The organism is Altererythrobacter sp. Z27, from assembly GCF_052683155.1.
Genome location: NZ_JBQYMC010000001.1, coordinates 1,031,565 through 1,054,466, shown reverse-complemented (window position 1 = coordinate 1,054,466; position 22,902 = coordinate 1,031,565). Strand labels below are relative to the sequence as shown.

The 22,902-nt window shown below is 62.1% G+C and carries 34 protein-coding genes; all 34 read left to right on the top strand.

All coding sequences use genetic code 11. The features are described 5' to 3' along the window. Positions 1-109 precede the first annotated feature (109 nt). The 34 genes from ACUJ47_RS05215 (at position 110) to ACUJ47_RS05050 (ending at position 22,893) form a co-directional block, all read left to right on the top strand. Positions 110-460: a hypothetical protein gene (locus ACUJ47_RS05215; protein WP_445537365.1), complete on the top strand. Its 351-nt coding sequence runs from the start codon at positions 110-112 to the stop codon at positions 458-460. Positions 461-869: 409 nt separating this feature from the next. Beyond that, positions 870-1,241, top strand: a complete 372-nt coding sequence (rpsL, locus tag ACUJ47_RS05210; protein ID WP_007164630.1) for a 30S ribosomal protein S12 — start codon at positions 870-872, stop codon at positions 1,239-1,241. A gap of 178 nt (positions 1,242-1,419) precedes the next feature. Further along, positions 1,420-1,890, top strand: coding sequence for a 30S ribosomal protein S7 (rpsG, locus tag ACUJ47_RS05205; protein WP_445537364.1), 471 nt, complete (start codon positions 1,420-1,422; stop codon positions 1,888-1,890). A gap of 54 nt (positions 1,891-1,944) precedes the next feature. Then, the gene (fusA, locus tag ACUJ47_RS05200; RefSeq protein ID WP_445537363.1) at positions 1,945-4,077 is read left to right on the top strand and encodes an elongation factor G; all 2,133 of its coding nucleotides are present in this window, start codon (positions 1,945-1,947) and stop codon (positions 4,075-4,077) included. 92 nt (positions 4,078-4,169) lie between these two features. Next, positions 4,170-5,345 (top strand): elongation factor Tu, encoded by a 1,176-nt coding sequence (gene tuf / locus ACUJ47_RS05195; RefSeq protein ID WP_445537362.1) that lies wholly within the window; start codon positions 4,170-4,172, stop codon positions 5,343-5,345. Between the two features lie 326 nt (positions 5,346-5,671). Next, on the top strand, positions 5,672-5,983 hold the full coding sequence (gene rpsJ / locus ACUJ47_RS05190) for a 30S ribosomal protein S10 (protein WP_034905023.1): 312 nt from the start codon (positions 5,672-5,674) through the stop codon (positions 5,981-5,983). Positions 5,984-6,237: 254 nt separating this feature from the next. Beyond that, positions 6,238-7,059 (top strand): 50S ribosomal protein L3, encoded by an 822-nt coding sequence (rplC, locus tag ACUJ47_RS05185; protein ID WP_445537361.1) that lies wholly within the window; start codon positions 6,238-6,240, stop codon positions 7,057-7,059. Between the two features lie 3 nt (positions 7,060-7,062). Next, on the top strand, positions 7,063-7,686 hold the full coding sequence (rplD, locus tag ACUJ47_RS05180) for a 50S ribosomal protein L4 (RefSeq protein ID WP_445537360.1): 624 nt from the start codon (positions 7,063-7,065) through the stop codon (positions 7,684-7,686). Then, on the top strand, positions 7,679-7,987 hold the full coding sequence (locus ACUJ47_RS05175) for a 50S ribosomal protein L23 (RefSeq protein ID WP_354143199.1): 309 nt from the start codon (positions 7,679-7,681) through the stop codon (positions 7,985-7,987). The genes rplD and ACUJ47_RS05175 overlap by 8 nt, the downstream gene beginning before the upstream one ends. A gap of 11 nt (positions 7,988-7,998) precedes the next feature. Further along, the gene (gene rplB, locus ACUJ47_RS05170) at positions 7,999-8,835 is read left to right on the top strand and encodes a 50S ribosomal protein L2 (RefSeq protein ID WP_445537359.1); all 837 of its coding nucleotides are present in this window, start codon (positions 7,999-8,001) and stop codon (positions 8,833-8,835) included. Between the two features lie 6 nt (positions 8,836-8,841). After that, the gene (gene rpsS / locus ACUJ47_RS05165; RefSeq protein ID WP_445537358.1) at positions 8,842-9,117 is read left to right on the top strand and encodes a 30S ribosomal protein S19; all 276 of its coding nucleotides are present in this window, start codon (positions 8,842-8,844) and stop codon (positions 9,115-9,117) included. Beyond that, positions 9,117-9,494, top strand: coding sequence for a 50S ribosomal protein L22 (gene rplV / locus ACUJ47_RS05160; protein WP_354143202.1), 378 nt, complete (start codon positions 9,117-9,119; stop codon positions 9,492-9,494). The genes rpsS and rplV overlap by 1 nt, the downstream gene beginning before the upstream one ends. A 1-nt stretch (position 9,495) precedes the next feature. After that, positions 9,496-10,191 carry a 30S ribosomal protein S3 gene (gene rpsC, locus ACUJ47_RS05155; protein WP_445537357.1) on the top strand — a complete coding sequence of 232 codons (696 nt, stop codon included), beginning with the start codon at positions 9,496-9,498 and terminating at the stop codon, positions 10,189-10,191. A 21-nt stretch (positions 10,192-10,212) separates the two neighbouring features. After that, complete coding sequence (gene rplP / locus ACUJ47_RS05150) at positions 10,213-10,647, top strand: 50S ribosomal protein L16 (protein WP_354143204.1); 435 nt, start codon at positions 10,213-10,215, stop codon at positions 10,645-10,647. Beyond that, the gene (gene rpmC / locus ACUJ47_RS05145) at positions 10,647-10,856 is read left to right on the top strand and encodes a 50S ribosomal protein L29 (RefSeq protein ID WP_354143205.1); all 210 of its coding nucleotides are present in this window, start codon (positions 10,647-10,649) and stop codon (positions 10,854-10,856) included. Before rplP ends, rpmC begins: the two co-directional genes overlap by 1 nt. 11 nt (positions 10,857-10,867) lie before the next feature. Next, a complete protein-coding gene (gene rpsQ / locus ACUJ47_RS05140; protein ID WP_445537356.1) occupies positions 10,868-11,158 on the top strand; it encodes a 30S ribosomal protein S17 in 291 nt (96 codons plus the stop codon). Between the two features lie 59 nt (positions 11,159-11,217). Next, complete coding sequence (rplN, locus tag ACUJ47_RS05135; RefSeq protein WP_061924894.1) at positions 11,218-11,586, top strand: 50S ribosomal protein L14; 369 nt, start codon at positions 11,218-11,220, stop codon at positions 11,584-11,586. Beyond that, a complete protein-coding gene (gene rplX, locus ACUJ47_RS05130) occupies positions 11,586-11,906 on the top strand; it encodes a 50S ribosomal protein L24 (protein WP_445537355.1) in 321 nt (106 codons plus the stop codon). Before rplN ends, rplX begins: the two co-directional genes overlap by 1 nt. Next, the gene (gene rplE, locus ACUJ47_RS05125) at positions 11,899-12,477 is read left to right on the top strand and encodes a 50S ribosomal protein L5 (protein WP_354143208.1); all 579 of its coding nucleotides are present in this window, start codon (positions 11,899-11,901) and stop codon (positions 12,475-12,477) included. The genes rplX and rplE overlap by 8 nt, the downstream gene beginning before the upstream one ends. Before the next feature lie 26 nt (positions 12,478-12,503). After that, the gene (gene rpsN, locus ACUJ47_RS05120) at positions 12,504-12,809 is read left to right on the top strand and encodes a 30S ribosomal protein S14 (RefSeq protein WP_354143209.1); all 306 of its coding nucleotides are present in this window, start codon (positions 12,504-12,506) and stop codon (positions 12,807-12,809) included. A gap of 11 nt (positions 12,810-12,820) precedes the next feature. Continuing rightward, positions 12,821-13,216: a 30S ribosomal protein S8 gene (gene rpsH / locus ACUJ47_RS05115; RefSeq protein WP_354143210.1), complete on the top strand. Its 396-nt coding sequence runs from the start codon at positions 12,821-12,823 to the stop codon at positions 13,214-13,216. After that, complete coding sequence (gene rplF, locus ACUJ47_RS05110; protein WP_445537354.1) at positions 13,216-13,749, top strand: 50S ribosomal protein L6; 534 nt, start codon at positions 13,216-13,218, stop codon at positions 13,747-13,749. The genes rpsH and rplF overlap by 1 nt, the downstream gene beginning before the upstream one ends. A gap of 1 nt (position 13,750) precedes the next feature. Beyond that, a complete protein-coding gene (gene rplR, locus ACUJ47_RS05105) occupies positions 13,751-14,095 on the top strand; it encodes a 50S ribosomal protein L18 (protein ID WP_445537353.1) in 345 nt (114 codons plus the stop codon). Then, positions 14,095-14,853 carry a 30S ribosomal protein S5 gene (gene rpsE / locus ACUJ47_RS05100; protein ID WP_445537352.1) on the top strand — a complete coding sequence of 253 codons (759 nt, stop codon included), beginning with the start codon at positions 14,095-14,097 and terminating at the stop codon, positions 14,851-14,853. Before rplR ends, rpsE begins: the two co-directional genes overlap by 1 nt. Before the next feature lie 5 nt (positions 14,854-14,858). Beyond that, on the top strand, positions 14,859-15,044 hold the full coding sequence (gene rpmD / locus ACUJ47_RS05095; protein WP_445537351.1) for a 50S ribosomal protein L30: 186 nt from the start codon (positions 14,859-14,861) through the stop codon (positions 15,042-15,044). A gap of 72 nt (positions 15,045-15,116) precedes the next feature. Beyond that, the gene (gene rplO, locus ACUJ47_RS05090) at positions 15,117-15,641 is read left to right on the top strand and encodes a 50S ribosomal protein L15 (RefSeq protein WP_445537350.1); all 525 of its coding nucleotides are present in this window, start codon (positions 15,117-15,119) and stop codon (positions 15,639-15,641) included. A 105-nt stretch (positions 15,642-15,746) separates the two neighbouring features. Next, a complete protein-coding gene (gene secY, locus ACUJ47_RS05085) occupies positions 15,747-17,111 on the top strand; it encodes a preprotein translocase subunit SecY (protein ID WP_445537349.1) in 1,365 nt (454 codons plus the stop codon). A 68-nt stretch (positions 17,112-17,179) separates the two neighbouring features. Next, a complete protein-coding gene (locus ACUJ47_RS05080) occupies positions 17,180-17,824 on the top strand; it encodes an adenylate kinase (protein WP_445537348.1) in 645 nt (214 codons plus the stop codon). Positions 17,825-17,891: 67 nt separating this feature from the next. After that, complete coding sequence (locus ACUJ47_RS05075) at positions 17,892-18,569, top strand: SRPBCC family protein (protein WP_445537347.1); 678 nt, start codon at positions 17,892-17,894, stop codon at positions 18,567-18,569. A 320-nt stretch (positions 18,570-18,889) separates the two neighbouring features. Beyond that, a complete protein-coding gene (gene rpsM, locus ACUJ47_RS05070; RefSeq protein WP_354143219.1) occupies positions 18,890-19,258 on the top strand; it encodes a 30S ribosomal protein S13 in 369 nt (122 codons plus the stop codon). A 58-nt stretch (positions 19,259-19,316) separates the two neighbouring features. Beyond that, complete coding sequence (gene rpsK / locus ACUJ47_RS05065; RefSeq protein ID WP_017666383.1) at positions 19,317-19,706, top strand: 30S ribosomal protein S11; 390 nt, start codon at positions 19,317-19,319, stop codon at positions 19,704-19,706. Positions 19,707-19,808: 102 nt separating this feature from the next. After that, positions 19,809-20,864: a DNA-directed RNA polymerase subunit alpha gene (locus ACUJ47_RS05060; protein WP_445537346.1), complete on the top strand. Its 1,056-nt coding sequence runs from the start codon at positions 19,809-19,811 to the stop codon at positions 20,862-20,864. A 152-nt stretch (positions 20,865-21,016) separates the two neighbouring features. Beyond that, on the top strand, positions 21,017-21,436 hold the full coding sequence (gene rplQ, locus ACUJ47_RS05055) for a 50S ribosomal protein L17 (protein WP_354143221.1): 420 nt from the start codon (positions 21,017-21,019) through the stop codon (positions 21,434-21,436). A gap of 86 nt (positions 21,437-21,522) precedes the next feature. Beyond that, on the top strand, positions 21,523-22,893 hold the full coding sequence (locus tag ACUJ47_RS05050; protein ID WP_445537345.1) for a serine hydrolase: 1,371 nt from the start codon (positions 21,523-21,525) through the stop codon (positions 22,891-22,893). Positions 22,894-22,902 lie beyond the last annotated feature (9 nt).

Genomic DNA, 22,902 nt, shown 5'->3' with positions numbered 1-22,902 from the left:
TGCCCGTGATCCCCAAACAAGTGCCCCCCCTAAGGACCTTTCCTGATACAGCGCGGCCCGGTTCGCGGCGATGCTGGCGTCCTCTCCTCGCTACACAAGGACCGGACCCATGCGAAAAATCCTTGCCGCCGCCGCGCTGGCGCTGGCGCTGACGCTGCCCGCAGGCTGCGCCGACGACATCTATGGCCGCGGCTCGCTGACCTGGAGCAGCCACCCCTATTACGGCTGGTATGACGGCTATTACGGCGACTTCTACGACGGGTATTGGGGCACAGACGGCTTCTTCTGGTTCCGGCTGGCGCCGCATGAAAACCGCTATCGCGTCGACCGCGAACGGCACTTCCGCAGCCGCGAAGTGACGGGCCAGCCGCATTACAAGAGGTTCGAGCGCAACCTCCAGCCGCCGCCGCGCGGCACGAGGATGCCCAATTTTCCCAACCGGCGCGACCGGCGCGATTGAGGGGCAGGGGATCGCGCGGCCGGGCCACGCGATCCTTGACCTTTGGGCGAATCCAACATAAGGGCGCGCCAACCGAACGGGGCCTTTGGCCTCGCAAGGTCAATAGAGCTGAACATTGCCGGTCATGTCCCGGGGGCCAGTCGCTGTTGCGGCGTGGCTCTTTTCTATTGGCTCCCAGTGGTTTGTTCTCCTGAACCAGGTTCAGGATGACGGATGAGCGGGGAGAGGGGGCAGCCGTCAAAGTAACCCGGTGGCCAGTGGCTTTTGGGTGGAGCGTTTCAGCTTGTTCATGCCGCCGTGTGCGCAGCCCGTCATGCTTCGACAGGCTCAGCACGAACGGGCCGGGTGAACGAGCAACCTCCATCCCGATCGCATCAAGTCGCCGCCATAAACACGGTGAAGAGTACTTATGCCGACGATCAACCAGCTGGTCCGCAAGGGCCGCACCCCGCAGAAGGCCAAGAGCAAGGTCCCTGCGATGGAGCAGAACCCGCAGAAGCGCGGCGTCTGCACGCGCGTCTATACCACGACGCCGAAGAAGCCGAACTCCGCTCTGCGCAAGGTTGCCAAGGTGCGCCTGACCAACCAGCGCGAAGTCATCTCCTACATCCCCGGCGAAGGCCACAACCTGCAGGAACACAGCGTCGTGCTGATCCGCGGCGGCCGTGTGCGCGACCTTCCGGGCGTGCGCTATCACGTGCTTCGCGGCGTGCTCGACACGCAGGGTGTGAAGGACCGCAAGCAGAGCCGTTCGAAGTACGGCGCCAAGCGGCCGAAGTGATCCATCCGGGGGATGGGTCATCCTGAACAGGTCGCCACAAGCGACCGTGTTTCAGGATCCATGGTTCCCCTTGGTGCCGAGTTCGCAAGTTATTTGAAAGGTTCGCCCCAAGCCGAAAAATGGACCCTGAAACAAGTTCAGGGTGACGGTGAAGGAAGGGCCTACAGGAGAAAATCCGATGTCACGTCGTCGTCGTCCCGAGAAGCGGGAAATCCTGCCTGACCCGAAGTTCGGGGATCAGGTTCTGTCGAAGTTCATGAACAACCTCATGCTGGACGGTAAGAAGTCCGTTGCCGAGCGCATCGTCTATGGCGCGCTCGAAACGGTCGAAGCGAAGGCCAAGGCCGATCCGATCCAGATGTTCCACGATGCGCTCAACAATGTGAAGCCGCAGGTGGAAGTGCGCAGCCGCCGCGTCGGTGGTGCGACCTACCAGGTGCCGGTCGAGGTTCGCCCCGAGCGTGCCCAGGCGCTCGCCATCCGCTGGCTGATCACTGCGGCTCGCGGTCGCCCCGAAACCACCATGGCTGCGCGCCTCTCGGGCGAACTGCTCGATGCGGCGAACAACCGTGGCAATGCCGTCAAGAAGCGCGAAGACACGCACCGCATGGCTGACGCCAACCGCGCGTTCTCGCACTATCGCTGGTAATTTTGGCGCTGGTAAAACCTATCTAGGGGGCAAACCCCCTCACGGAGACTCAACATGGCACGCGAATATCCGCTGGAGCGGTACCGCAATATCGGCATCATGGCTCACATCGATGCCGGCAAGACCACGACTACCGAGCGTATCCTCTACTACACCGGCAAGTCCTACAAGATCGGCGAAGTGCACGATGGTGCCGCGACGATGGACTGGATGGAGCAGGAGCAGGAGCGCGGGATCACCATCACCTCGGCTGCGACTACCACTTTCTGGACGCCCGAAGACGCGACGATGGATCCGCGCTCGAACCCTGAGGACCTGCGCGCGAACCAGCCCAAGTATCGCATCAACATCATCGACACCCCCGGGCACGTCGACTTCACCATCGAAGTCGAACGTTCGCTGCGCGTGCTCGACGGCGCGGTTGCGGTGTTTGACGGCGTTGCGGGCGTTGAGCCGCAGTCGGAAACCGTGTGGCGCCAAGCCGACAAATACGGTGTTCCGCGGATGTGCTTCATCAACAAGCTCGACCGTACCGGTGCAGACTTCTACTACTGCGTGCAGTCGATCATCGACCGTCTCGGCGCGGTGCCGCTGGTGCTGTATCTCCCGATTGGTGCGGAATCGAACCTCAAGGGTGTTGTCGACCTCGTCAATAACCGCGGCATCGTGTGGCAGGCCGAAGACCTCGGCGCGAAGTACGAGTTCGTCGACATTCCGGCAGAACTGGCGGACAAGGCTGCCGAATATCGCGAAAGGCTGATCGAGACTGTCGTCGAGCAAGACGACGATGTCATGGAAGCCTATCTCGAAGGCAACGAGCCCGACGTCGCGACCATCAAGAAGCTGATCCGCAAGGGCACCATGGCACGCGCCTTCGTCCCCGTAACCTGCGGTTCGGCCTTCAAGAACAAGGGCGTGCAGCCGCTGCTCGACGCAGTGGTCGACTACATGCCTTCGCCGCTCGACGTTCCCGCGATCAAGGGCGTCCTGCCTGACAGCGACGAGGAAGCCGAGCGTCCTTCGAGCGACGATGCGCCGTTCAGCGCGCTGGCGTTCAAGATCATGAACGACCCCTTCGTGGGCTCGCTCACCTTTACCCGCATCTATTCGGGCAAGCTGACGAAGGGCCAGGTCCTGAACTCGGTGAAGGACAAGAAGGAAAAGATCGGCCGCATGCTGCTGATGCACTCGAACAACCGAGAGGACATCGAAGAAGCATTCGCGGGCGACATCGTTGCGCTGGCGGGCATGAAGGACACCACCACGGGCGATACGCTGTGCGATCCGGCCAAGCCGATCATCCTCGAGCGTATGGAATTCCCTGAGCCGGTGATCGAACTGTCGGTGGAACCCAAGACCAAGGCCGACCAGGAAAAGATGGGCGTTGCGCTCAACCGCCTGGCTGCCGAAGATCCCTCGTTCCGCGTGTCGACCGATCACGAATCGGGCCAGACGATCATCAAGGGCATGGGCGAGCTTCACCTCGACATCCTCGTCGATCGCATGAAGCGCGAGTTCAAGGTCGAAGCGAACGTCGGTGCGCCGCAGGTGGCATACCGCGAGTCGCTCGCTCGTGAAGTCGAGGTCGACTACACCCACAAGAAGCAGTCGGGCGGCTCGGGCCAGTTCGGTCGCGTGAAGGTCAAGGTCACCCCTGGTGAACGCGGCCAGGGCGTTATCTTCGAAGATAATATCAAGGGCGGTAATATCCCGAAGGAATATATCCCCGCGATCGAAAAGGGTTTCCGCGAGCAGGCCGAAAGCGGCTATCTTGTCGGCTTCCCGATTATCGACTTCAGCGTCGAGCTGTATGATGGCGCCTACCACGATGTCGACTCGTCGGCGATCGCCTTCGAAATTGCCGGTCGCGGCGCGATGCGCGAAGTGGCCAGCAAGGCCGGCATCAAGCTGCTTGAGCCGATCATGAAGGTCGAAGTCGTCACCCCCGAAGATTTCATGGGCGACGTCATCGGCGACCTCAACAGCCGCCGTGGCCAAATCCAGGGCACCGACACTCGCGGCAACGCACAGGTGGTCGAGGCCAATGTGCCGCTGGCCAACATGTTCGGATACGTCAACGAGCTGCGTTCGTTCACTCAGGGCCGCGCCCAGTACACGATGCAGTTCAGCCACTATGACGAAGTGCCGGCGAATGTCGCGCAGGAAGTCAAGGAGAAGCTTGCTTAAGCGAGCGACACGGTCTAGGGGCGGCGCCTGATTCAGCGGGTGCCGCCTTTTCTCCCGCAACGATTCAATTCAAACCAGAGGTTATTTGAGAAATGGCTAAGGAAAAATTCCAGCGGAACAAGCCGCACTGCAACATCGGCACCATCGGTCACGTCGACCACGGCAAGACCACGCTGACCGCAGCGATCACCAAGGTGCTCGGCGCCCCGGTTGATTTCGCGAACATCGACAAGGCTCCGGAAGAGCGCGAGCGCGGCATCACCATTTCGACCGCACACGTCGAATATGAAACCGACGCGCGTCACTACGCTCACGTCGACTGCCCCGGCCACGCCGACTATGTGAAGAACATGATCACCGGCGCGGCGCAGATGGACGGCGCGATCCTGGTTGTGAACGCTGCTGACGGCCCGATGCCGCAGACCCGCGAACACATCCTGCTTGCTCGCCAGGTCGGCGTGCCGGCTCTGGTCGTGTACATGAACAAGGTCGATCAGGTCGACGACGAGGAAATCCTCGAGCTCGTCGAACTCGAAGTTCGTGAACTGCTTTCGAGCTACGACTTCCCGGGCGACGATATTCCGATCGTCAAGGGTTCGGCTCTGGCCGCTCTCGAAGGCCGTGATCCGGAAATCGGCGAAAACTCGATCCTCGAACTGATGAAGGCCGTGGACGAATTCATTCCGCAGCCCGACCGTCCGGTCGACAAGCCCTTCCTGATGCCGATCGAAGACGTGTTCTCGATCTCGGGTCGCGGCACTGTGGTTACCGGCCGCGTCGAAACCGGTGTTGTCAACGTTGGCGACGAAGTCGAAATCGTCGGCATCAAGGACACCCAGAAGACCACCGTCACCGGCGTGGAAATGTTCCGCAAGCTGCTCGATCGCGGTGAAGCCGGCGACAACATCGGCGCCCTGATCCGCGGCGTCGCTCGTGAAGCGGTTGAGCGCGGCCAGGTCCTCTGCAAGCCCGGTTCGGTCAGCCCGCACACCGAGTTCAGCGCCGAAGTTTACGTGCTGTCGAAGGACGAAGGTGGCCGTCACACGCCGTTCTTCGCCAACTACCGCCCGCAGTTCTACTTCCGCACCACCGACGTGACCGGTGAAGTGATCCTCCCCGAGGGCACTGAAATGGTCATGCCGGGCGACAACGTGACCATCAGCGTCAAGCTGATTGCTCCGATCGCCATGGACGAAGGCCTGCGCTTCGCAATCCGCGAAGGCGGCCGCACCGTCGGCTCGGGCGTGGTCTCGAAGATCACCAAGTGATCGCGCGCAGGCCACGGCCTGCTGCGACAAGAGGAGGCCCGGTTCCCGATAGGGTGCCGGGCCCCTTTTTATGAAAGCTTGGTCCTGATTTTCAGTGGCAGGGCAATCATACGGCGCGTGTCCAGTTTTTGGGCCGATTTTCGATGGAAACGGGGTTGCCAGAATCCCGCTACCACCGTATAGGCGCGCCCGAACGCGGGGATTCGTCCTCGCAGAACGAATTTTGGAGGGCCGCCCTTTCCGGGAGACCGGGCGCAAGCAGGGCGGGCCTTTGTTTTTTTGAGGGGTCGAAAGGCTCCTTCGGCTCTTTCGCATTGGTGTAGGTAATGGAAGCTCAGAATATCCGCATTCGCCTGAAGGCGTTCGACCATCGTGTTCTCGACCAGGCTACTGGTGAGATTGCAGACACCGCGCGTCGCACGGGTGCTCTTATTCGTGGCCCCATTCCTCTGCCGACGCGTATCGAGAAGTTCACCGTGAACCGCGGCCCGCACATCGACAAGAAGTCGCGCGAGCAGTTCGAGGTGCGCACCTACAAGCGGCTGCTCGACATCGTGCAGCCCAATGCCCAGACCGTCGACGCGCTGATGAAGCTCGACCTCGCTGCGGGCGTGAACGTCGAGATCAAGCTGGCCTAAGCCGCTTTTTCTCAGGTCTCCCGGTCAGACCTTAAACAGGCCGAGACTTTCAGGGGCTCCAACGGCCCCGTCGATCTCTCGGGATCGGCAAGACATTGGGATACCGCCGGAGTTCATCCGGGCTGCGTCCCCCGTCTCGCTCTCCAGGCCTTCGGGCATGGCTAGCACTCAGCCCAGACGGGGCGATGCATCAAAATTCGGGCTGGCAAGCACGCGGGGATGGGCCTCGTGTGCCTCTGTTTAGGAGTTAGACGATGCGCACTGGCGTTATCGCAAAGAAAGTCGGGATGACCCGCCTGTTCCAGGAGGATGGACGTCACGTTCCCGTGACCGTTCTCTCGCTGGAGGACTGCCAGGTCGTCTTGCACCGGACTGCCGATCGCGATGGTTACTTCGCGGTCCAGCTGGGTGCGGGCGAAGCCAAGCAGAAGAATGTCAACAAGCCGCAGCGCGAGCACTTCGCCAAGGCCCAGGTCGGGCTGAAGAAGCGTGTGGCTGAATTCCGCGTCGAGAGCGAAGATGCCCTCGTGCCGGTTGGTTCGACCATCAGCGCCGATCACTTCGTCGCTGGCCAGAAGGTCGACATCACCGGTCACACCCAGGGTAAGGGCTTTGCCGGCGCGATGAAGCGTTGGGGCTTCGGAGGCATGCGTGCAACGCACGGTGTCTCGATCTCGCACCGCGCACATGGTTCGACCGGTAACCGCCAGGATCCGGGCCGCGTGTTCAAGGGCAAGAAGATGGCCGGCCACATGGGTGACCGTCAGCGCACCCAGCAGAACCTGGAAGTCGTTCGCACCGACGCAGAGCGCGGCCTGATCTTCGTCAAGGGCTCGGTCCCTGGCTCGAAGAACGGCTGGCTGCTCGTCCGCGACGCGGTGAAACTGCCGCTTTCGGAAGAACTGCCGTTCCCCGGCGCAGTGATCGATCTCAACGCCGCTCCGCTGGTCGAAGAGACCGTGGTTGAATCTCCGGTTGAAGAAACCGCAGTGGAAGCCGCAGCCGAAACTCCCGCTCCCGAAGCAGAAGCTCCCGCAGCCGACGCTCCGGCCAGCGACGAAAACAAGGAGGGCTGATCCGTGAAGGTGAAGGTCCAGAAAATCGACGGCAAGGCGTCGGGCGATATCGAGCTCAACGATGCCGTGTTCGGAGTTGAGCCGCGCGCCGACATCCTGCACCGCATTGTCACCTGGCAGCTTGAAAACCGCCGTGGCACTGCCCGTCCGACCCGTGAACGTTCGGACGTTGCCCGTACCGGCAAGAAGTTCGGCCGCCAAAAGGGTGGTGGTACCGCCCGTCACGGTGACCGCGCAGCCCCGATCTTCATCGGCGGCGGCAAGGCTCACGGTGCGCGCAAGCGTGACTTCCAGCAGTCGCTGAACAGGAAGCTGCGTGCGCTCGGCCTGAAGATGGCGCTTTCGAGCAAGGCGAAGGACGGCCTCGTGGTTGTCGACAGCCTCGAGCTCAAGGACGCCAAGACCAAGGCACTCAAGGGTCACCTCGACAAGGCCGGTCTGACCGGCAAGGTCCTGGTAATCGATGGCGAAAGCGTGAACGAAGGCTTCAAGAAGGCCGCCGGCAACCTGCCGGGCGTGAACGTGCTCCCCGCCATCGGCGCCAATGTCTACGACATCCTCAACCACGACACGCTGGTCCTGACCAAGGACGCGGTCGCCAAGCTGGAGGCGCGCTTCAATGGCTAAGAAGCAGGAAATCGACGCGCGTCACTACGACGTGATCATCGCCCCGCACATCACCGAGAAGTCGACCATGGCTTCGGAACAGAACGCTGTTGTGTTCAAGGTGGCTGGCGACGCGACGAAGCCGCAGATCAAGGAAGCGGTGGAAGCGATCTACGACAAGAAGGTCGTGGCTGTGAACACGATCGTCGTGAAGGGCAAGACCAAGCGCTGGAAGGGCAAGGCCTACAAGCGCACCGACGTGAAGAAAGCGATCGTCACCCTCGCTGAGGGCGAAATGATCGACATCACTAGCGGGATCTGAGGGCAGGAACGATGGCACTCAAGAACTACAATCCGACGAGCCCCGCACGCCGCGGCCTCATCCTCGTCGACAAGACCCAGCTCTGGAAGGGCAAGCCGGTCAAGTCGCTCACGGAAGGCAAGCGCAAGACCGGTGGACGCAACAACAAGGGTCATGTCACTTCGCGCGGCATGGCGGGCGGTCACAAGCAGAAGTACCGCTTCATCGATTTCAAGCGCCGCAAGTGGGATATGCCTGCGACGGTCGAGCGCCTGGAATACGATCCCAACCGCACGGCTTTCATCGCGCTCATCAAGTATGAAGACGGTGAGCAGGCCTATATTATCGCTCCGCAGCGCCTTGCTGTCGGCGACCAGGTTGTGGCCGGTGAAAAGACCGACACCAAGCCGGGCAACGCGATGCTGCTGGGCCAGATGCCGGTCGGCACCATCTGCCACAATGTGGAGATGAAGCCGGGCAAGGGCGGTCAGATCGCTCGCAGCGCAGGCACCTATGTGCAGATCGTCGGTCGTGACCGCGGCATGGTGATCGCACGCCTGAACTCGGGCGAGCAGCGCTACCTGCGGGCCGATTGCATGGGTACGGTTGGTGCGGTTTCGAACCCCGACAACCAGAACCAGAACTTCGCCAAGGCCGGCCGCAAGCGCTGGATGGGCGTAAAGCCGCTTACTCGCGGTGTCGCCAAGAACCCGGTCGACCACCCGCACGGTGGTGGTGAAGGCCGCACCAGCGGTGGCCGCCATCCGGTGACCCCGTGGGGCAAGCCGACCAAGGGCGCCCGCACCCGCCACAACAAGCAGACGGACAAGATGATCATCCGTTCGCGCCACGCCAAGAAGAAGAGGTAAGGACTAATGGCACGTTCCGTCTGGAAAGGTCCGTTTGTCGAACTCAGCCTTCTGAAGAAGGCGGAGGACGCGCAGGAAACGAACAACAACAAGCCGATCAAGACCTGGTCGCGCCGTTCGACCATTCTCCCGCAGTTCGTTGGCCTGACGTTCAACGTCTACAACGGGCAGAAGTTCATCCCCGTCTCCGTTTCGGAAGAGATGGTCGGCCACAAGCTTGGCGAGTTCGCGCCCACGCGCAGCTTCCCGGGCCACGCCGCCGACAAGAAGGGCAAGCGCTAATGGGCAAGGCAAAGGCACCCCGCCGCGTCGGCGATAACGAGGCGCTGGCCGTCGGCACCACGATCCGTGGTTCGGCGCAGAAGCTGAACCTCGTTGCCGAGCTGATCCGCGGCAAGAAGGCCGAAGAGGCCATGAACATCCTCGCTTTCTCGAAGAAGGCGATGGCGAAGGACGCCAGCAAGGTGCTCGCTTCGGCGATCGCCAATGCGGAGAACAACCACAATTTGGACGTCGACTCGCTCGTCGTGGCGGAAGCCTCGGTCGGCAAGTCGGTCACCATGAAGCGGTTCCACACCCGCGGTCGCGGCAAGTCGACCCGGATCCTCAAGCCGTTCAGCCGGCTGCGGATCGTGGTGCGCGAGCAGGAAGAGGCGTAAGATGGGCCAGAAGAGCAATCCGATCGGTCTGCGCCTGCAGATCAACCGTACCTGGGACAGCCGCTGGTACGCCGAAGGGCGTGACTATGCCAAGTTGCTCAAGGAAGACATCGCGATCCGCAAGTACATCGTCGAGAACCTGCCGCAGGCAGCGATCTCGAAGGTAGTGATCGAACGCCCGGCCAAGCTGTGCCGCGTGTCGATCTATGCTGCGCGTCCCGGCGTCATCATCGGCAAGAAGGGCGCTGACATCGAAAAGCTGCGCTCGAAGCTGGCCAGCATGACCGACAGCGAAGTGAAGCTGAACATCGTTGAAATCCGCAAGCCGGAAATCGACGCCAAGCTCGTCGCCCAGGGCATTGCCGATCAGCTGATCCGCCGCGTTGCATTCCGTCGTGCGATGAAGCGCGCGGTGCAGTCGGCGCTCCGTCTGGGCGCTGAAGGCATCAAGATCACCTGCGGCGGCCGTCTTGGCGGTGCGGAAATTGCACGCGTCGAATGGTACCGCGAAGGTCGCGTTCCGCTGCACACGCTGCGTGCGAACGTGGACTATGCCGAAGCCGAAGCGCTCACCGCATACGGCATCATCGGCATCAAGGTGTGGATCTTCAAGGGCGAGATCCTCGCTCACGATCCGACCGCGCAGGACCGCCTCATGATGGAAGCGCAGACTTCCGGCGTGCGCCCGGCTCGCTGATTGCAGGATTAGGAAAGAACCATGCTGCAACCGAAGAAAACCAAGTTCCGCAAGGCCTTCAAGGGCAAGATCAAGGGCGACGCCAAGGGCGGCACCACCTTGAACTTCGGCTCCTACGGCCTGAAGGCGCTCGAACCCGAGCGTATTACCGCGCGCCAGATCGAAGCTGCGCGTCGTGCGATCACCCGCCACATCAAGCGCCAGGGGCGCCTGTGGATCCGCGTGTTCCCCGACGTTCCGGTGTCGAAGAAGCCTGCCGAAGTCCGTCAGGGTAAGGGCAAGGGTTCGATCGAATACTGGGCAGCTCGCGTGAAGCCGGGCCGCATCCTGTTCGAACTCGACGGCGTTGCCGGCCCGCTGGCCGCTGAAGCCTTCGAACGTGCAGCCATGAAGCTGCCGATCAAGACCAAGGTCGTAGCCCGCCTGGGCGACACCTCGCACCTGGGAGGCGAATGATGAGCAAGATCGAAGATCTGCGCACCAAGACCGATGACCAGCTGGCCTCGGAGCTCGTCGAGCTCAAGCGCGAGCAGTTCAACCTTCGGTTCCAGGCTGCGACCAACCAGCTCGAAGCGCCGGCACGCGTGAAGCAAGTGCGTCGTTCGATCGCCAAGATCAAGACGCTGCAGAACGAGCGTGCGGCAACCGCCGCTGCCAAGGCTTGAGGAGTTAAACGATGCCGAAGCGTATCCTGATCGGGACCGTCACCTCCGACAAGACCGACAAGACCGTGACCGTGCTGGTCGAACGCAAGGTGAAGCACCCGCTCTACGGGAAGATCATCCGTCGTTCGAAGAAGTATCACGCTCACGACGAAGCGAATGAATACAAGATTGGCGATGTGGTCCGCATCGAGGAAACCAGGCCGATCTCGAAGACCAAGACCTGGGCCGTGAAGGACCGGGTACAGGCAGGTGGCGTGCAGGCGGTGGAAGCCGACCTCGACGTCGCAGCCGCGAGCAACTGAGTTAGACGTAGGGAACTGCCGGACTTGTTCCGGCAAGCCAGTGAGAAGGAAACGGATCAATGATCCAGATGCAATCCAATCTCGACGTCGCGGACAACAGCGGCGCCAAGCGCGTCCAGTGCATCAAGGTACTGGGCGGCTCGAAGCGTCGTACCGCGTCCGTCGGCGACGTGATCGTGGTTTCCGTGAAGGAAGCCCAGCCGCGCGCCCGCGTGAAGAAGGGTGACGTTCACCGCGCCGTGATCGTGCGCACCAAGAAGGACGTCCGTCGTCCCGATGGCAGCGTGATCCGCTTCGACAGCAACGCGGCCGTGCTCGTCAACAAGAACGAAGAGCCGATCGGAACCCGTATCTTCGGCCCGGTGGTGCGCGAACTGCGCGGCCGCGGCTTCATGAAGATCATTTCGCTCGCTCCGGAGGTGCTGTGATGGCCGCCGCTAAGATCAAGAAGGGTGACAACGTCGTCGTCCTTTCGGGCAAGGACAAGGGCAAGACCGGCACGGTCGCCCAGGTCATGCCGAAGGAAGGCAAGGTCGTTGTGGAAGGCGTGAACGTCGCCACCCGTCACCGTAAGCCGAACCAGGCCAACCCGCAGGGTGGCATCGAACGCCGTGAGGCTCCGATGCATATCTCGAAAGTCGCGGTGGCCGATCCGAAGACTGGCAAGGCCACTCGCGTCCGTTTCGAAGAAAAGGGCGGCAAGAAGGTGCGCGTTGCCGTGAAGAGTGGGGAGACCATCGATGGCTGATTATACCCCCCGCCTGAAGCAGAAGTACGAAGACCAGATCGTCAAGGCGATGACCGAGAAGTTCGGTTACAAGAACCGCCTTGAAGTTCCGAAGCTCGAAAAGATCACGCTCAACATGGGTGTGGGCGAAGCGAGCCAGGACAAGAAGAAGGTCCAGACCGCTGCCGAGGAAATGGCGCTGATTGCCGGCCAGAAGCCGGTCATCACCAAGGCGAAGAAGTCGATTGCGCAGTTCAAGCTGCGTGAAGGCATGCCGATCGGGTGCAAGGTTACCATGCGCCGCGACCGTATGTACGAATTCCTCGACCGCCTCGTGACCATAGCAATGCCGCGTATCCGCGACTTCCGTGGGCTCAACCCCAAGTCGTTCGACGGCCGTGGCAACTATGCGATGGGTCTCAAGGAACAGATCGTGTTCCCCGAGATCAGCTACGACAAGATCGAAAAGGTGCGTGGCATGGATATCATCGTCACCACTACCGCAAAGACCGACGAGGAAGCGCGCGAACTGCTGAAGCTGTTCGGTTTCCCGTTCCCGGTCGAACAGACCGAAGAAAAGGAAGCGGCGTGAGCCGCTGACCAGGAGAGCTTAAGTCCATGGCGAAACTGAGTTCCATCAACAAGAACGAGCGTCGTAAGAAGCTCGTCAAGAAGTACGCAAACCAATACGCCAAGCTGAAGGCGATTGCGGACAACGAGTCGCTCGATGAGGGCGAACGTCTGATCGCGCGCCTGAAGATGGCGGAAATCCCGCGTAATGCGAACCCGACCCGGGTGCGCAACCGCTGCAACACCACCGGCCGCCCGCGCGGCTATTACCGCAAGTTCGGGCTTTGCCGCATCGAACTCCGCGATCTTGCCAACAAGGGCATGATCCCGGGCGTGACCAAGTCGAGCTGGTGAGGATCTGACAGATGGCTATGACCGATCCCCTGGGTGATATGCTCACCCGTATCCGCAACGGCCAGCAGGCGAAGAAGGACAGCGTCCTTTCGCCGGCTTCCAAGCTGCGTGCGAACGTGCTCGAAGTGCTCCAGCGCGAAGGCTACATCCGTGGCTACAGCGAAGACAGCACCGGCAAGCACAAGGCGCTGCGGATCGAACTGAAGTATTTCGAGGGCGAACCTGCGATCAAGCATGTCGCTCGCGTCTCCAAGCCGGGCCGCCGGATCTACTCGGGCAGCAAGGAGCTCCCGACTGTCCGCAACGGCCTTGGCATCACCATCGTCTCGACCCCCAAGGGCGTGCTTTCGGATGCCGAAGCTCGCGCCGAGAACGTCGGCGGCGAAGTGCTGGCGGAGGTGTTCTGATGAGCCGCATTGGCAAAAAGCCGGTGGCGATCCCCAGCGGGGTCACCGCCAATATCGACAACGGTACGATGACCGTGAAGGGCCCCAAGGGCACCCTTTCGATGGGCCTTTCCGACCTGATCGATTACAAGATCGACGGTGAGGAAATCCAGGTCAAGCCGGCCAACGACACCAAGGCCGCGCGCTCTTTCTGGGGCATGCAGCGCACGCTGGTATCGAACCTGGTCGAAGGCGTCACCGAAGGTTTCACCAAGGTGCTCGAGATCACGGGTGTGGGCTATCGCGCCAACGCCCAGGGCAAGAAGCTGAGGCTGCAGCTTGGCTACAGCCACGATGTCGATCTCGACGTGCCGGAAGGCCTCGAAGTGAAGACCCCGGACCAGACCACGGTCGAAATCTCGGGGATCGACAAGCAGGCCGTTGGCCAGTTTGCCGCCGAAGTCCGCCGCTGGCGCAAGCCCGAGCCGTATAAGGGCAAGGGCATCAAGTACCGCGGCGAGTATGTCTTCCGCAAGGAAGGGAAGAAGAAGTAAGATGGCAAAGCTTTCTCTCTTTGAACGTCGTCGCCGCCGCGTGCGCACCGCTCTCAAGAGCAATGCCGGCGGTCGCCCGCGCCTGTCGGTGCACCGCACCGGCAAGCACATCTATGCGCAGATCATCGACGATGCCGACGGCCGCACGCTGGCTGCAGCTTCCACTCTCGGTGGCAAGGCTTCGGGCGCCAATGTCGATGCCGCTGCCCAGGTGGGCAAGGATATCGCCGCGGCGGCCAAGAAGGCCGGCGTGACCACCGTCGTGTTCGACCGCGGCGGCCTCCTGTTCCACGGCCGCGTCAAGGCGCTGGCCGATGCCGCCCGCGAAGGCGGGCTGGAGTTCTGATGATGGCTGACGAAACCAAAAACGAAGAAACCCAGGTCGAAGCGACCGTTGCGGTTGAAGCGACCGAAGCTCCGGCTCAGGAAGCTGCTCCGGCGGTTGAAGAAGCCGTGGACGCCGAAGGCGAACAGCATGAGGGCCGCGGACGTGGCCGTGGTGGCCGCGAAGGCGGTCGTGGTCGTGGCCGTGGACGCGAAGAGCGTCGCCCGCGCCGCGAAGAGGAAGATGACGGCATCATCGAAAAGCTGGTGCACATCAACCGCGTCTCGAAGACGGTGAAGGGCGGCAAGCGCTTCGGCTTCGCAGCTCTGGTTGTTGTGGGCGACGGCTCGGGACGCGTCGGCTTCGGCCATGGCAAGGCGCGCGAAGTGCCGGAAGCCATCTCGAAGGCGACCGCTGCTGCTCGCAAGAAGATGATCCGCGTTCCGCTCAAGGAAGGCCGCACGCTGCATCATGACGGCAATGGCCGTTTCGGTGCCGGCAAGGTGACCGTCCGCACCGCACCTGCAGGTACCGGCATTATCGCCGGCGGCCCGATGCGTGCCGTGTTCGAAAGCCTGGGCGTGGCCGACGTTGTGACCAAGTCGGTCGGTACGTCGAACCCCTACAACATGATCCGCGCCACTTTCGACGCGCTGCAGAACCAGACTTCGCCGAAGTCGGTTGCCCAGCGTCGTGGCAAGAAGATCGCCGACCTGCTCGGCCGCGGTGGCGCCAGCGAAGCTGAAGCTGAAGCTGCAGCCGCTGCTATCGTGGAGTAAGCTAGATGGCTGACAAGAAAACCATCAAGATCAAGCAGATCGGTTCGCCGATTCGCCGTCCTGAATCCCAGCGCCAGATCCTGATCGGCCTGGGCCTCAACAAGATGCACAAGATCGTCGAACGCCAGGACACCCCCGAGGTGCGCGGCGCAATCGCCAAGATCCCGCATCTTGTGGCAGTGATCGACTAATATCCGTGACCCCCGCTTCGGCGGGGCTCACTTTTTCCAGCGCGAAACAAAGCGAAAGCGAGTGCATACATCATGAAACTCAACGACATCCGCGACAATGCCGGCGCCCGCAAGGGCCGCATCCGCGTGGGCCGTGGTATCGGCTCGGGCAAGGGCAAGACTGGTGGCCGCGGCCAGAAGGGCCAGAAGAGCCGTTCGGGCGTTGCCATCAAGGGCTTCGAAGGCGGCCAGATGCCGCTCCACATGCGCCTGCCGAAGCGCGGCTTCAACAATCCTTTCGGCAAGGACTATGCCGAAGTGAACGTGGGCATGATCCAGAAGTTCATCGACGCCAAGAAGCTCGACGCGAAGAAGGATCTCGACGAAGCGACCCTGCGTGCAGCCGGCCTGGTGCGCGGCGGCAAGGACGGCGTCCGCCTGCTGGGCAAGGGCGAAATCACCGCAAAGGTGAAGTTCGTCGTGACCGGCGCCACCAAGGGCGCGATCGCCGCGGTCGAAAAGGCTGGCGGTTCGGTCGAAGTTATGGCTCCGGCCCAGCCCGAGCATGAGAAGAAGGCCGCGCGCCGCGAGGCCAACAAGGCTGCCAAGGCCAAGTAATCGACGAAATCGGGAAGCGGGGGTTCGACATCGGGCCCTTCGCTTCCTATGTGTCCTTCCGACAGCCGGGAGGGACCGGCGACAAGCTAGGATTCATTCGTTCCCATGGCATCACGCGCCGACAGCATTGCGAGCAATCTCAACCTCGCGAACTTCTCCAAGGCCACCGAACTGCGCCAGCGCATCTGGTTCACGATCGGTGCGCTCGTCGTCTTCCGTTTTCTCAGCTTCGTGCCGCTTCCGGGTATCAACCCGCTGGCGCTGCGCGCTCTGGCCGAGCAAACGCAGGGTGGCATCCTCGACATGTTCAACATGTTCACCGGGGGCAGCCTTGAGCGCATGAGCCTGATCGCGCTCGGCGTGATGCCATACATCACCGCCTCGATCGTGGTGCAGATGGCTGCGGCGCTGCACCCGACGCTTGCGGCGTTGAAGAAGGAAGGCACCACCGGTCGCCAGAAGCTCAACCAGTATACCCGCTATGGCGCAGTATTCCTTTGCGCGATTCAGGGTTGGTTCCTTGCCGCGGGGCTTGAAAGCTTCGCCAATGCTGCCGGCCTGCAGGCGGTGGTCAATCCCGGCTACACGTTCCGCGTGGGTGCTGTAATCAGCCTTGTTGGCGGTACCATGTTCCTGCTGTGGCTGGGCGAACAGATCACCAGCCGCGGCATCGGCAATGGCGTGTCGCTGATCATCATGGCCGGCATCGTCGCGCAGTTCCCGACCTTTATCTCGAACCTTTTCGAAGGCGGCCGCACCGGTTCGATCGGCGCGGGCATCATCGTCGGCTTCATTCTGATGGTGGTCGTGTTGATCCTGTTCATCAGCTTCATGGAGCGCGCCCAGCGCCGTCTGCTGATCCAGTATCCCAAGCGTGCAACGCAGCGCGGCATGATGCAGGCGGACAGTTCGCACCTGCCGCTCAAGCTCAACACCGCAGGCGTGATCCCGCCGATCTTCGCCAGTTCGCTGCTGCTTCTGCCGCTCACGATTTCGCAATTCGCCGGCAATTCGATCGATCCGTCGAGCGGTGCGGGCAGCGTGATCCAGTCGCTCAACCAGTATCTGCAGCACGGCCAGCCGATCTACATGGCGCTCTATGCCATGGGCATCATGTTCTTCGCGTTCTTCTATACCGCCGTGGTCTTCAATCCTGAGGAGACGGCAGATAATCTGAAGAAGAATGGCGGCTTCATCCCCGGCATCCGCCCGGGCAAGCGCACTGCCGACTATCTCGACTATGTGCTGACGCGCATTACCGTGGTCGGCGCGATCTACCTCACGCTGGTTTGCGTCATTCCGGAATACATGATCGCACAGACTGGCATCCCGCTGTTCCTTGGCGGCACCAGCCTGCTGATCGTGGTCAATGTGACGGTGGATACGATCACGCAGATCCAGTCGCACCTGTTGGCACACCAGTATGGTGACCTTATCAAGAAGGCCAAGTTGAAAGGGCGGATGCGTTGACGCATCCTTGGGGCTGAAAGGCCACATGCGCTAAGCCAATCCGGCACTTCGGGGGGTTGAGTAGTCACATGAACATCATTCTTCTCGGGCCTCCCGGAGCGGGCAAGGGCACGCAGAGTGCCCGACTCGTCGAACAATACGGCATGCGCCAGCTTTCGACCGGCGACATGCTGCGCGCGGCGGTGAAGGCGCAGACCCCGGTGGGCATCAAGGCCAAGGCAGTGATGGACCGCGGCGAACTCGTTTCGGACGAGATCGTCTCGGAACTGATCGATGCCGAGCTGGCTGCGATGGACCCTGCCACTGGCGCGATCTTTGACGGTTACCCGCGCACTGAAGTGCAGGCGCAGATGCTCGACGCGTTGCTCGCCAAGCACGGCCGCTCGCTCGACTATGTGATCGAACTCGGGGTTGACGAAGACGCCCTGGTCGAACGGATCACCGGGCGCTTTTCATGCGGCAATTGCGGTGCTCTCTATCACGATACGGCCAATCCGCCTGCGACGCCGGGCGTGTGCGACGCATGCGGCAGCACCGAGTTCAAGCGGCGTCCTGACGACAATGAAGAAACCGTCCGCACGCGGATGCAGGAATATCGCGCCAAGACTGCGCCGATCCTGCCCGGATATGAATCGCGCGGCATCGTCCGCCGCGTCGATGGCATGGCCAGCATTGACGAAGTGGCCGCCGCGATCGACGCGATCCTCGGCTGATCCGCTTGGCCCTTTTCCCTTGGCCGCGTCTCGCCTAGACCATGCGGCAAAGGGAGGGTTTACCAGCATGAGAAACCAGCTTGCGGCAGCGCTCTGCGCGCCAATGCTCGCCATGGCGCTGCCAGCGCAGGCCGAAGTCGTCCAGAGCGGTGGTGACGGCTTTGTCACCCGCGATGCGGCGGTGGTCGATGCGACGCCCAAGGAAGTGTGGTTGGCGCTGATCAGTCCCGCAAAATGGTGGAACTCGGGCCATACTTGGTCGGGCGACGCGGCGAACATGACGCTGACACCCAAAGCCGGTGGCTGTTTCTGCGAACGCATCCCCGAAGATCCGGATGCCAGCCGCATCACGCTGGAAGGCAGTGCCGAACACATGCGGGTGATCCAGGCCTACCCCGAACACGCCTTGCGCATGCGCGGCGGGCTGGGACCACTGCAAAGCGAACCGGCGAACGGGGTGCTCACCATCACCATGAGCGAAACCGAGAAGGGTACGCGGATCGTGTGGGAATATGCAGTCGGCGGCTTCATGCGCTATCCGGTGGAAGTGATCGCTCCGGCTGTCGACGGCGTGATGAGCCAGCAACTCAATGGTCTCGCCCAATTGCTTGGACGGATCGATGAGCCCAAGGCCGAACCTGCGCCCGAGCCCGAGCCGGAAGCTGAAGCGGATGGACAGGCTGCCGTGCCGCGCGAACAGAGCCTCGAAGAAGCGATCGACGCGATGGCGGACAAGGATAAGTGACCGCACGGCGACCCAATCCACATGGCTTGTTTTGACCGGGCGGTTGAGTTGGTGTAGCCTTGCAATTCGACGATCGCGGCCCATATCGGGCTGCGTGACGTGTCGCGTGCGCTTGGCGGTTGACGCCGCGAGAGAATCGCATTAAGCGCGCCCACATTCGACATGTTCGAAAACAGTCCGGCAGGCGGCAGCCCGATGCGCGCCAACCGGGCCTTTTGCCGTTTGAGCACCTGCTTGGCGGTTTCGGGCATGGCGAAGGATCGCGTTGAGATAGGGGAAGGCCGGTTTTCGGCGGGACCCTGTGGAGCATGGAGAAGTAAGTGGCTCGTATTGCCGGGGTCAATATCCCCACCAACAAGCGCGTTATCATCGCGCTCACCTATATTCACGGTATCGGCCGTACCACGGCCGTCCAGATCGCCGACAAGCTTGGCATCGATCACACCCGCCGCGTGCAGGACCTCAGCGATGAGGAAGTGCTGCGCATCCGCGAAGCGATCGACGCCGAATTCACCGTGGAAGGCGACCTGCGTCGCCAGACCGCGATGAACATCAAGCGGCTGATGGACCTGCGCTCCTACCGGGGGCTGCGCCACCGTGCCGGTCTGCCCGTTCGCGGTCAGCGCACGCACACCAACGCCCGCACCCGCAAGGGCAAGGCAAAGCCCATAGCGGGCAAGAAGAAGTAAGTCGGACCGGGTCTTCCCGAACCGCTTTTTCCTTCTGACGAGCTAAAGGACACACACGATGGCACGCGAACCAGGCCGTATCCGGCGCCGCGACAAAAAGAACATCACCAGCGGCGTTGCGCATATCAACGCCAGCTTCAACAACACCATGATCACCATCACCGATGCGCAGGGCAATGCCATCAGCTGGTCTAGCGCAGGCATGATGGGCTTCAAGGGCAGCCGCAAGTCGACTCCCTATGCTGCGCAGGTTGCCGCGGATGACGCCGGCAAGAAGGCCGCCGAACACGGCGTGCGCACGCTGGAAGTCGAAGTGAAGGGCCCGGGCTCGGGCCGCGAGAGTGCACTGCGCGGTCTCGCTGCGGTCGGCTTCAACATCACGTCGATCCGCGATGTGACGCCGATCCCGCACAATGGCGTGCGGCCTTCCAAGCGCCGTCGCGTCTGATCCGTACCTGCCCGGCGGCCGGTTTCGGTCGCCGCCTCCCAACGGACCGGACGCGTAACCAGCGCTCCGGTCCTGTCCGCACCTGAACCCTAGGGGAAATCCATGTCCGTCAATATGAAGAACTGGCAGGAACTGAAGAAGCCCAACGCTCTCGAGATCAAGGAAAGCGGCGACAAGACCCGCAAGTCGACTTTCGTCGCCGAACCGCTCGAGCGTGGCTTCGGCCTCACTCTTGGCAACGCGCTGCGCCGCGTGCTGTTGAGCTCGCTGCAGGGCGCTGCCATCACTTCGATCAAGATCGAGAACGTGCTGCACGAATTCTCGTCGCTTGCCGGCGTGCGTGAAGACGTGACCGACATCGTGCTGAACGTGAAGCAGATCGCGCTCAAGATGGAAGGCGAAGGCCCCAAGCGGCTACAGCTTTCCGCCACCGGCCCTGGCGAAGTCAAGGCCGGCGACATCGCCGTTTCGGGCGATATCGAGGTGATGAACAAGGATCTCGTGATCTGCCATCTCGACGAAGGCGCTACGTTGAACATGGAACTCACCGCCGACACCGGCAAGGGCTATGCCCCGGCCGTGGCGAACCGCCCGGTTGATGCGCCGATCGGCCTGATCCCGGTCGACTCGCTCTATTCGCCGGTGCGCCAGGTCAGCTACAAGGTCGAGAACGCCCGTGTCGGGCAGGAACTCGACTACGACAAGCTTTCGCTGACCGTCGAAACCGATGGCACCGTCACCCCCGAAGACGCAGTGGCTTATGCCGCGCGCATCCTGCAGGACCAGCTGACGCTGTTCGTGCACTTCGAAGACGGTATCCCGCAGCCTTCGACCGGCCTCATCGGCCAGGCCGCAGAGCCGCAGGAATCGGATGCCAACCAGCTCAACCGTTACCTCCTCAAGAAGGTCGACGAGCTCGAGCTTTCGGTGCGTTCGGCCAACTGCCTCAAGAACGACAACATCATCTACATCGGCGACCTGGTCCAGAAGACCGAAGCCGAGATGCTGCGCACGCCGAACTTCGGCCGCAAGTCGCTCAACGAGATCAAGGAAGTGCTTTCCAGCATGGGTCTGCGCCTCGGCATGGACATCCCCGGATGGCCGCCTGAGAACATCGAAGAAATGGCCAAGAAGCTCGAACAGGAGCTGCTGGGCTAGTCAGGGCTATCGGCGGCGGGCCCCCCAGAACCGGGACAATCGCTGCCAGCACTGGGGTACCTGAAACGGCCCCTTTTCGAACGCCCGATCCCCTCAGGGAAAGTGGGAACCGGATTCCCGCCCGGAGGGGTCGGCAAAAGAAGGAATGAATTATGCGTCACGGAATGAAGCAGCGTAAGCTCGGTCGCAAGACCGGCCACCGCCACGCCCTGCTGCGCAACCTCGCAGCTGCGCTGATCAAGCACGAACAGATCCTCACCACGGCTCCCAAGGCCAAGGAACTGCGGCCCTATGTCGAAAAGCTGGTTACGCTGGCGAAGCGTGGCGGCCTTTCGAACCGCCGCCTGGCGATGAGCCGCCTGGGTGACGAAACCCAGCTCAAGAAGCTGTTCGACGTTCTGGCCGAGCGTTATTCGGATCGCGACGGTGGTTACACCCGCGTGATCAAGGCCGGTTTCCGCGCCAGCGACGCCGCCCCGATGGCAGTGATCGAGTTCGTCGAGCGCGACACCGACGCCAAGGGCCAGGACTCGGGTCCGGTGATGAGCGAAGAAGAATTCGAAGACGCGTAAGCGCGTTCGAAACGAAACAGCGAAGGGCCGGTGGAGCGATCCGCCGGCCCTTTTTCTTTTGCCGGCCCGATCGTAGTGTCGCGCGCATGATTCGAACCACTTTCGCAGCGCTGGCGCTGCTCGTTTCCGCCCCGCTTGTCGCGCAATCGACCACGCAGGACGAACTCGACGCGCGCTACGACCGCGCGCTCGCCGCTGGATACAAGGCGCTGTTCCTATGCGGCGCGATCGCCAATGCGGAGCGCAACGGTGCGACGCGGACACCCGAAAGCGTGATGGAGTGGGAGCTGGCGGGAATCCAGGTGCCGCTCGATGGGATCGTCGGCGAGCTGCCTTATCGCATCGTGCGGGGCGAAAGCGGGCTGGTCGACTGGGTTGAAGTCGATTGGGCCGAGGACATGCCGCCGCGCTATGCGGTCAACTTCAACTTTGTGGGCTGTTCGCTCAGGCCGATCAGCGATGCGCCACCTGCCGAGTGGGAACACCCGAACATGGACAGCCTTGGTGCGGCGCCCGAAGTGGTCAGTTCCCCGGATGAGCGACTGGCAGGTTTCGTGCCTGCAAACGGCACGCATTGGGGCGATGGTACGCGCAGCACCGCCATGCTCGTCATGCGCGAAGGCGTTGTGATCCAAGAAAGCTATCAGAGCGGCTTCGGACCCTCGACGCCGCAGCGGACTTGGTCGGTGGCCAAGAGCCTTGCGGCGACCCTTGTCGGGCACGCTTCGCTACTCAGCGGGCAGGACGCGACCGCGGTCACGGCTCTGGAGGCGCCTGCGCGCGATCTTCGCCGCACGATCACCGTCGATCATCTGCTGCGCATGGCATCGGGCCGTTATTCGGATACACCCGGCAACAGGACCGATGGGCTGTATTTCGGCGGGCGGAGCCTTGATGAGGACATGTATGGCTGGCCCTCGCTCTACCCGCCGGGCACGGTGTTCCGTTACGCCAATAACGACACTTTGCTGGCGGTCCGTGCAATCCGGCCGTTGATGAAGGAAGCGGCGGTCGCGGACTTCCTGTTCGTGCGCCATTTCCTCGCCAAGGTAGGCATGACCAATACGATGCCCGAAACGGACTGGCAGAAGAACTATCTGCTTTCGAGCCAGGTCTGGTCGACCGCGCGCGATCTGGCGCGGCTTGGCCAGCTCTATCTGGACGACGGCGTGCTTCCGAGTGGCGAGCGCGTGCTTCCCGAAGGCTGGGTGCAATATGTCTCCAGCCCTTCAGGCCCGCAGCCCGATGGCCCGCTGGGCTATGGCGCGGGCTTCTGGCTGTTCAACAAGACCGACGGAATCCCGCCAGATACTTTCGCCATGCAGGGCAATCGCGGCCAGTTCGTCGTGATCGTACCCAGCCGCAACATCGTGATCGTGCGGCGCGGCGAGGACCCGGTCGGCAGCCGTTTCGATATCCTGTCCTTCACCCGCGACGTGCTTGCCGCGCTTGATTGAGCATGCCGT

Bases quoted from the DNA above. Each gene is read 5' to 3' on its own strand.
- rpmD (WP_445537351.1), top strand. From the start codon at position 14,859: ATGGCTGACAAGAAAACCATCAAGATCAAGCAGATCGGTTCGCCGATT.
- rplN (WP_061924894.1), top strand. From the start codon at position 11,218: ATGATCCAGATGCAATCCAATCTCGACGTCGCGGACAACAGCGGCGCC.
- ACUJ47_RS05215 (WP_445537365.1), top strand. From the start codon at position 110: ATGCGAAAAATCCTTGCCGCCGCCGCGCTGGCGCTGGCGCTGACGCTG.
- rplO (WP_445537350.1), top strand. From the start codon at position 15,117: ATGAAACTCAACGACATCCGCGACAATGCCGGCGCCCGCAAGGGCCGC.
- ACUJ47_RS05060 (WP_445537346.1), top strand. From the start codon at position 19,809: ATGTCCGTCAATATGAAGAACTGGCAGGAACTGAAGAAGCCCAACGCT.
- rpsE (WP_445537352.1), top strand. From the start codon at position 14,095: ATGATGGCTGACGAAACCAAAAACGAAGAAACCCAGGTCGAAGCGACC.
- rplX (WP_445537355.1), top strand. From the start codon at position 11,586: ATGGCCGCCGCTAAGATCAAGAAGGGTGACAACGTCGTCGTCCTTTCG.
- rplF (WP_445537354.1), top strand. From the start codon at position 13,216: ATGAGCCGCATTGGCAAAAAGCCGGTGGCGATCCCCAGCGGGGTCACC.
- secY (WP_445537349.1), top strand. From the start codon at position 15,747: ATGGCATCACGCGCCGACAGCATTGCGAGCAATCTCAACCTCGCGAAC.
- rpsQ (WP_445537356.1), top strand. From the start codon at position 10,868: ATGCCGAAGCGTATCCTGATCGGGACCGTCACCTCCGACAAGACCGAC.
- rpmC (WP_354143205.1), top strand. From the start codon at position 10,647: ATGAGCAAGATCGAAGATCTGCGCACCAAGACCGATGACCAGCTGGCC.
- rpsN (WP_354143209.1), top strand. From the start codon at position 12,504: ATGGCGAAACTGAGTTCCATCAACAAGAACGAGCGTCGTAAGAAGCTC.
- ACUJ47_RS05075 (WP_445537347.1), top strand. From the start codon at position 17,892: ATGAGAAACCAGCTTGCGGCAGCGCTCTGCGCGCCAATGCTCGCCATG.
- tuf (WP_445537362.1), top strand. From the start codon at position 4,170: ATGGCTAAGGAAAAATTCCAGCGGAACAAGCCGCACTGCAACATCGGC.
- ACUJ47_RS05175 (WP_354143199.1), top strand. From the start codon at position 7,679: ATGGCTAAGAAGCAGGAAATCGACGCGCGTCACTACGACGTGATCATC.
- rpsC (WP_445537357.1), top strand. From the start codon at position 9,496: ATGGGCCAGAAGAGCAATCCGATCGGTCTGCGCCTGCAGATCAACCGT.
- ACUJ47_RS05080 (WP_445537348.1), top strand. From the start codon at position 17,180: ATGAACATCATTCTTCTCGGGCCTCCCGGAGCGGGCAAGGGCACGCAG.
- rplC (WP_445537361.1), top strand. From the start codon at position 6,238: ATGCGCACTGGCGTTATCGCAAAGAAAGTCGGGATGACCCGCCTGTTC.
- rpsL (WP_007164630.1), top strand. From the start codon at position 870: ATGCCGACGATCAACCAGCTGGTCCGCAAGGGCCGCACCCCGCAGAAG.
- ACUJ47_RS05050 (WP_445537345.1), top strand. From the start codon at position 21,523: ATGATTCGAACCACTTTCGCAGCGCTGGCGCTGCTCGTTTCCGCCCCG.
- rpsS (WP_445537358.1), top strand. From the start codon at position 8,842: ATGGCACGTTCCGTCTGGAAAGGTCCGTTTGTCGAACTCAGCCTTCTG.
- rplR (WP_445537353.1), top strand. From the start codon at position 13,751: ATGGCAAAGCTTTCTCTCTTTGAACGTCGTCGCCGCCGCGTGCGCACC.
- rpsH (WP_354143210.1), top strand. From the start codon at position 12,821: ATGGCTATGACCGATCCCCTGGGTGATATGCTCACCCGTATCCGCAAC.
- rplE (WP_354143208.1), top strand. From the start codon at position 11,899: ATGGCTGATTATACCCCCCGCCTGAAGCAGAAGTACGAAGACCAGATC.
- rplB (WP_445537359.1), top strand. From the start codon at position 7,999: ATGGCACTCAAGAACTACAATCCGACGAGCCCCGCACGCCGCGGCCTC.
- rplQ (WP_354143221.1), top strand. From the start codon at position 21,017: ATGCGTCACGGAATGAAGCAGCGTAAGCTCGGTCGCAAGACCGGCCAC.
- rpsG (WP_445537364.1), top strand. From the start codon at position 1,420: ATGTCACGTCGTCGTCGTCCCGAGAAGCGGGAAATCCTGCCTGACCCG.
- rpsK (WP_017666383.1), top strand. From the start codon at position 19,317: ATGGCACGCGAACCAGGCCGTATCCGGCGCCGCGACAAAAAGAACATC.
- rpsJ (WP_034905023.1), top strand. From the start codon at position 5,672: ATGGAAGCTCAGAATATCCGCATTCGCCTGAAGGCGTTCGACCATCGT.
- rplP (WP_354143204.1), top strand. From the start codon at position 10,213: ATGCTGCAACCGAAGAAAACCAAGTTCCGCAAGGCCTTCAAGGGCAAG.
- fusA (WP_445537363.1), top strand. From the start codon at position 1,945: ATGGCACGCGAATATCCGCTGGAGCGGTACCGCAATATCGGCATCATG.
- rplV (WP_354143202.1), top strand. From the start codon at position 9,117: ATGGGCAAGGCAAAGGCACCCCGCCGCGTCGGCGATAACGAGGCGCTG.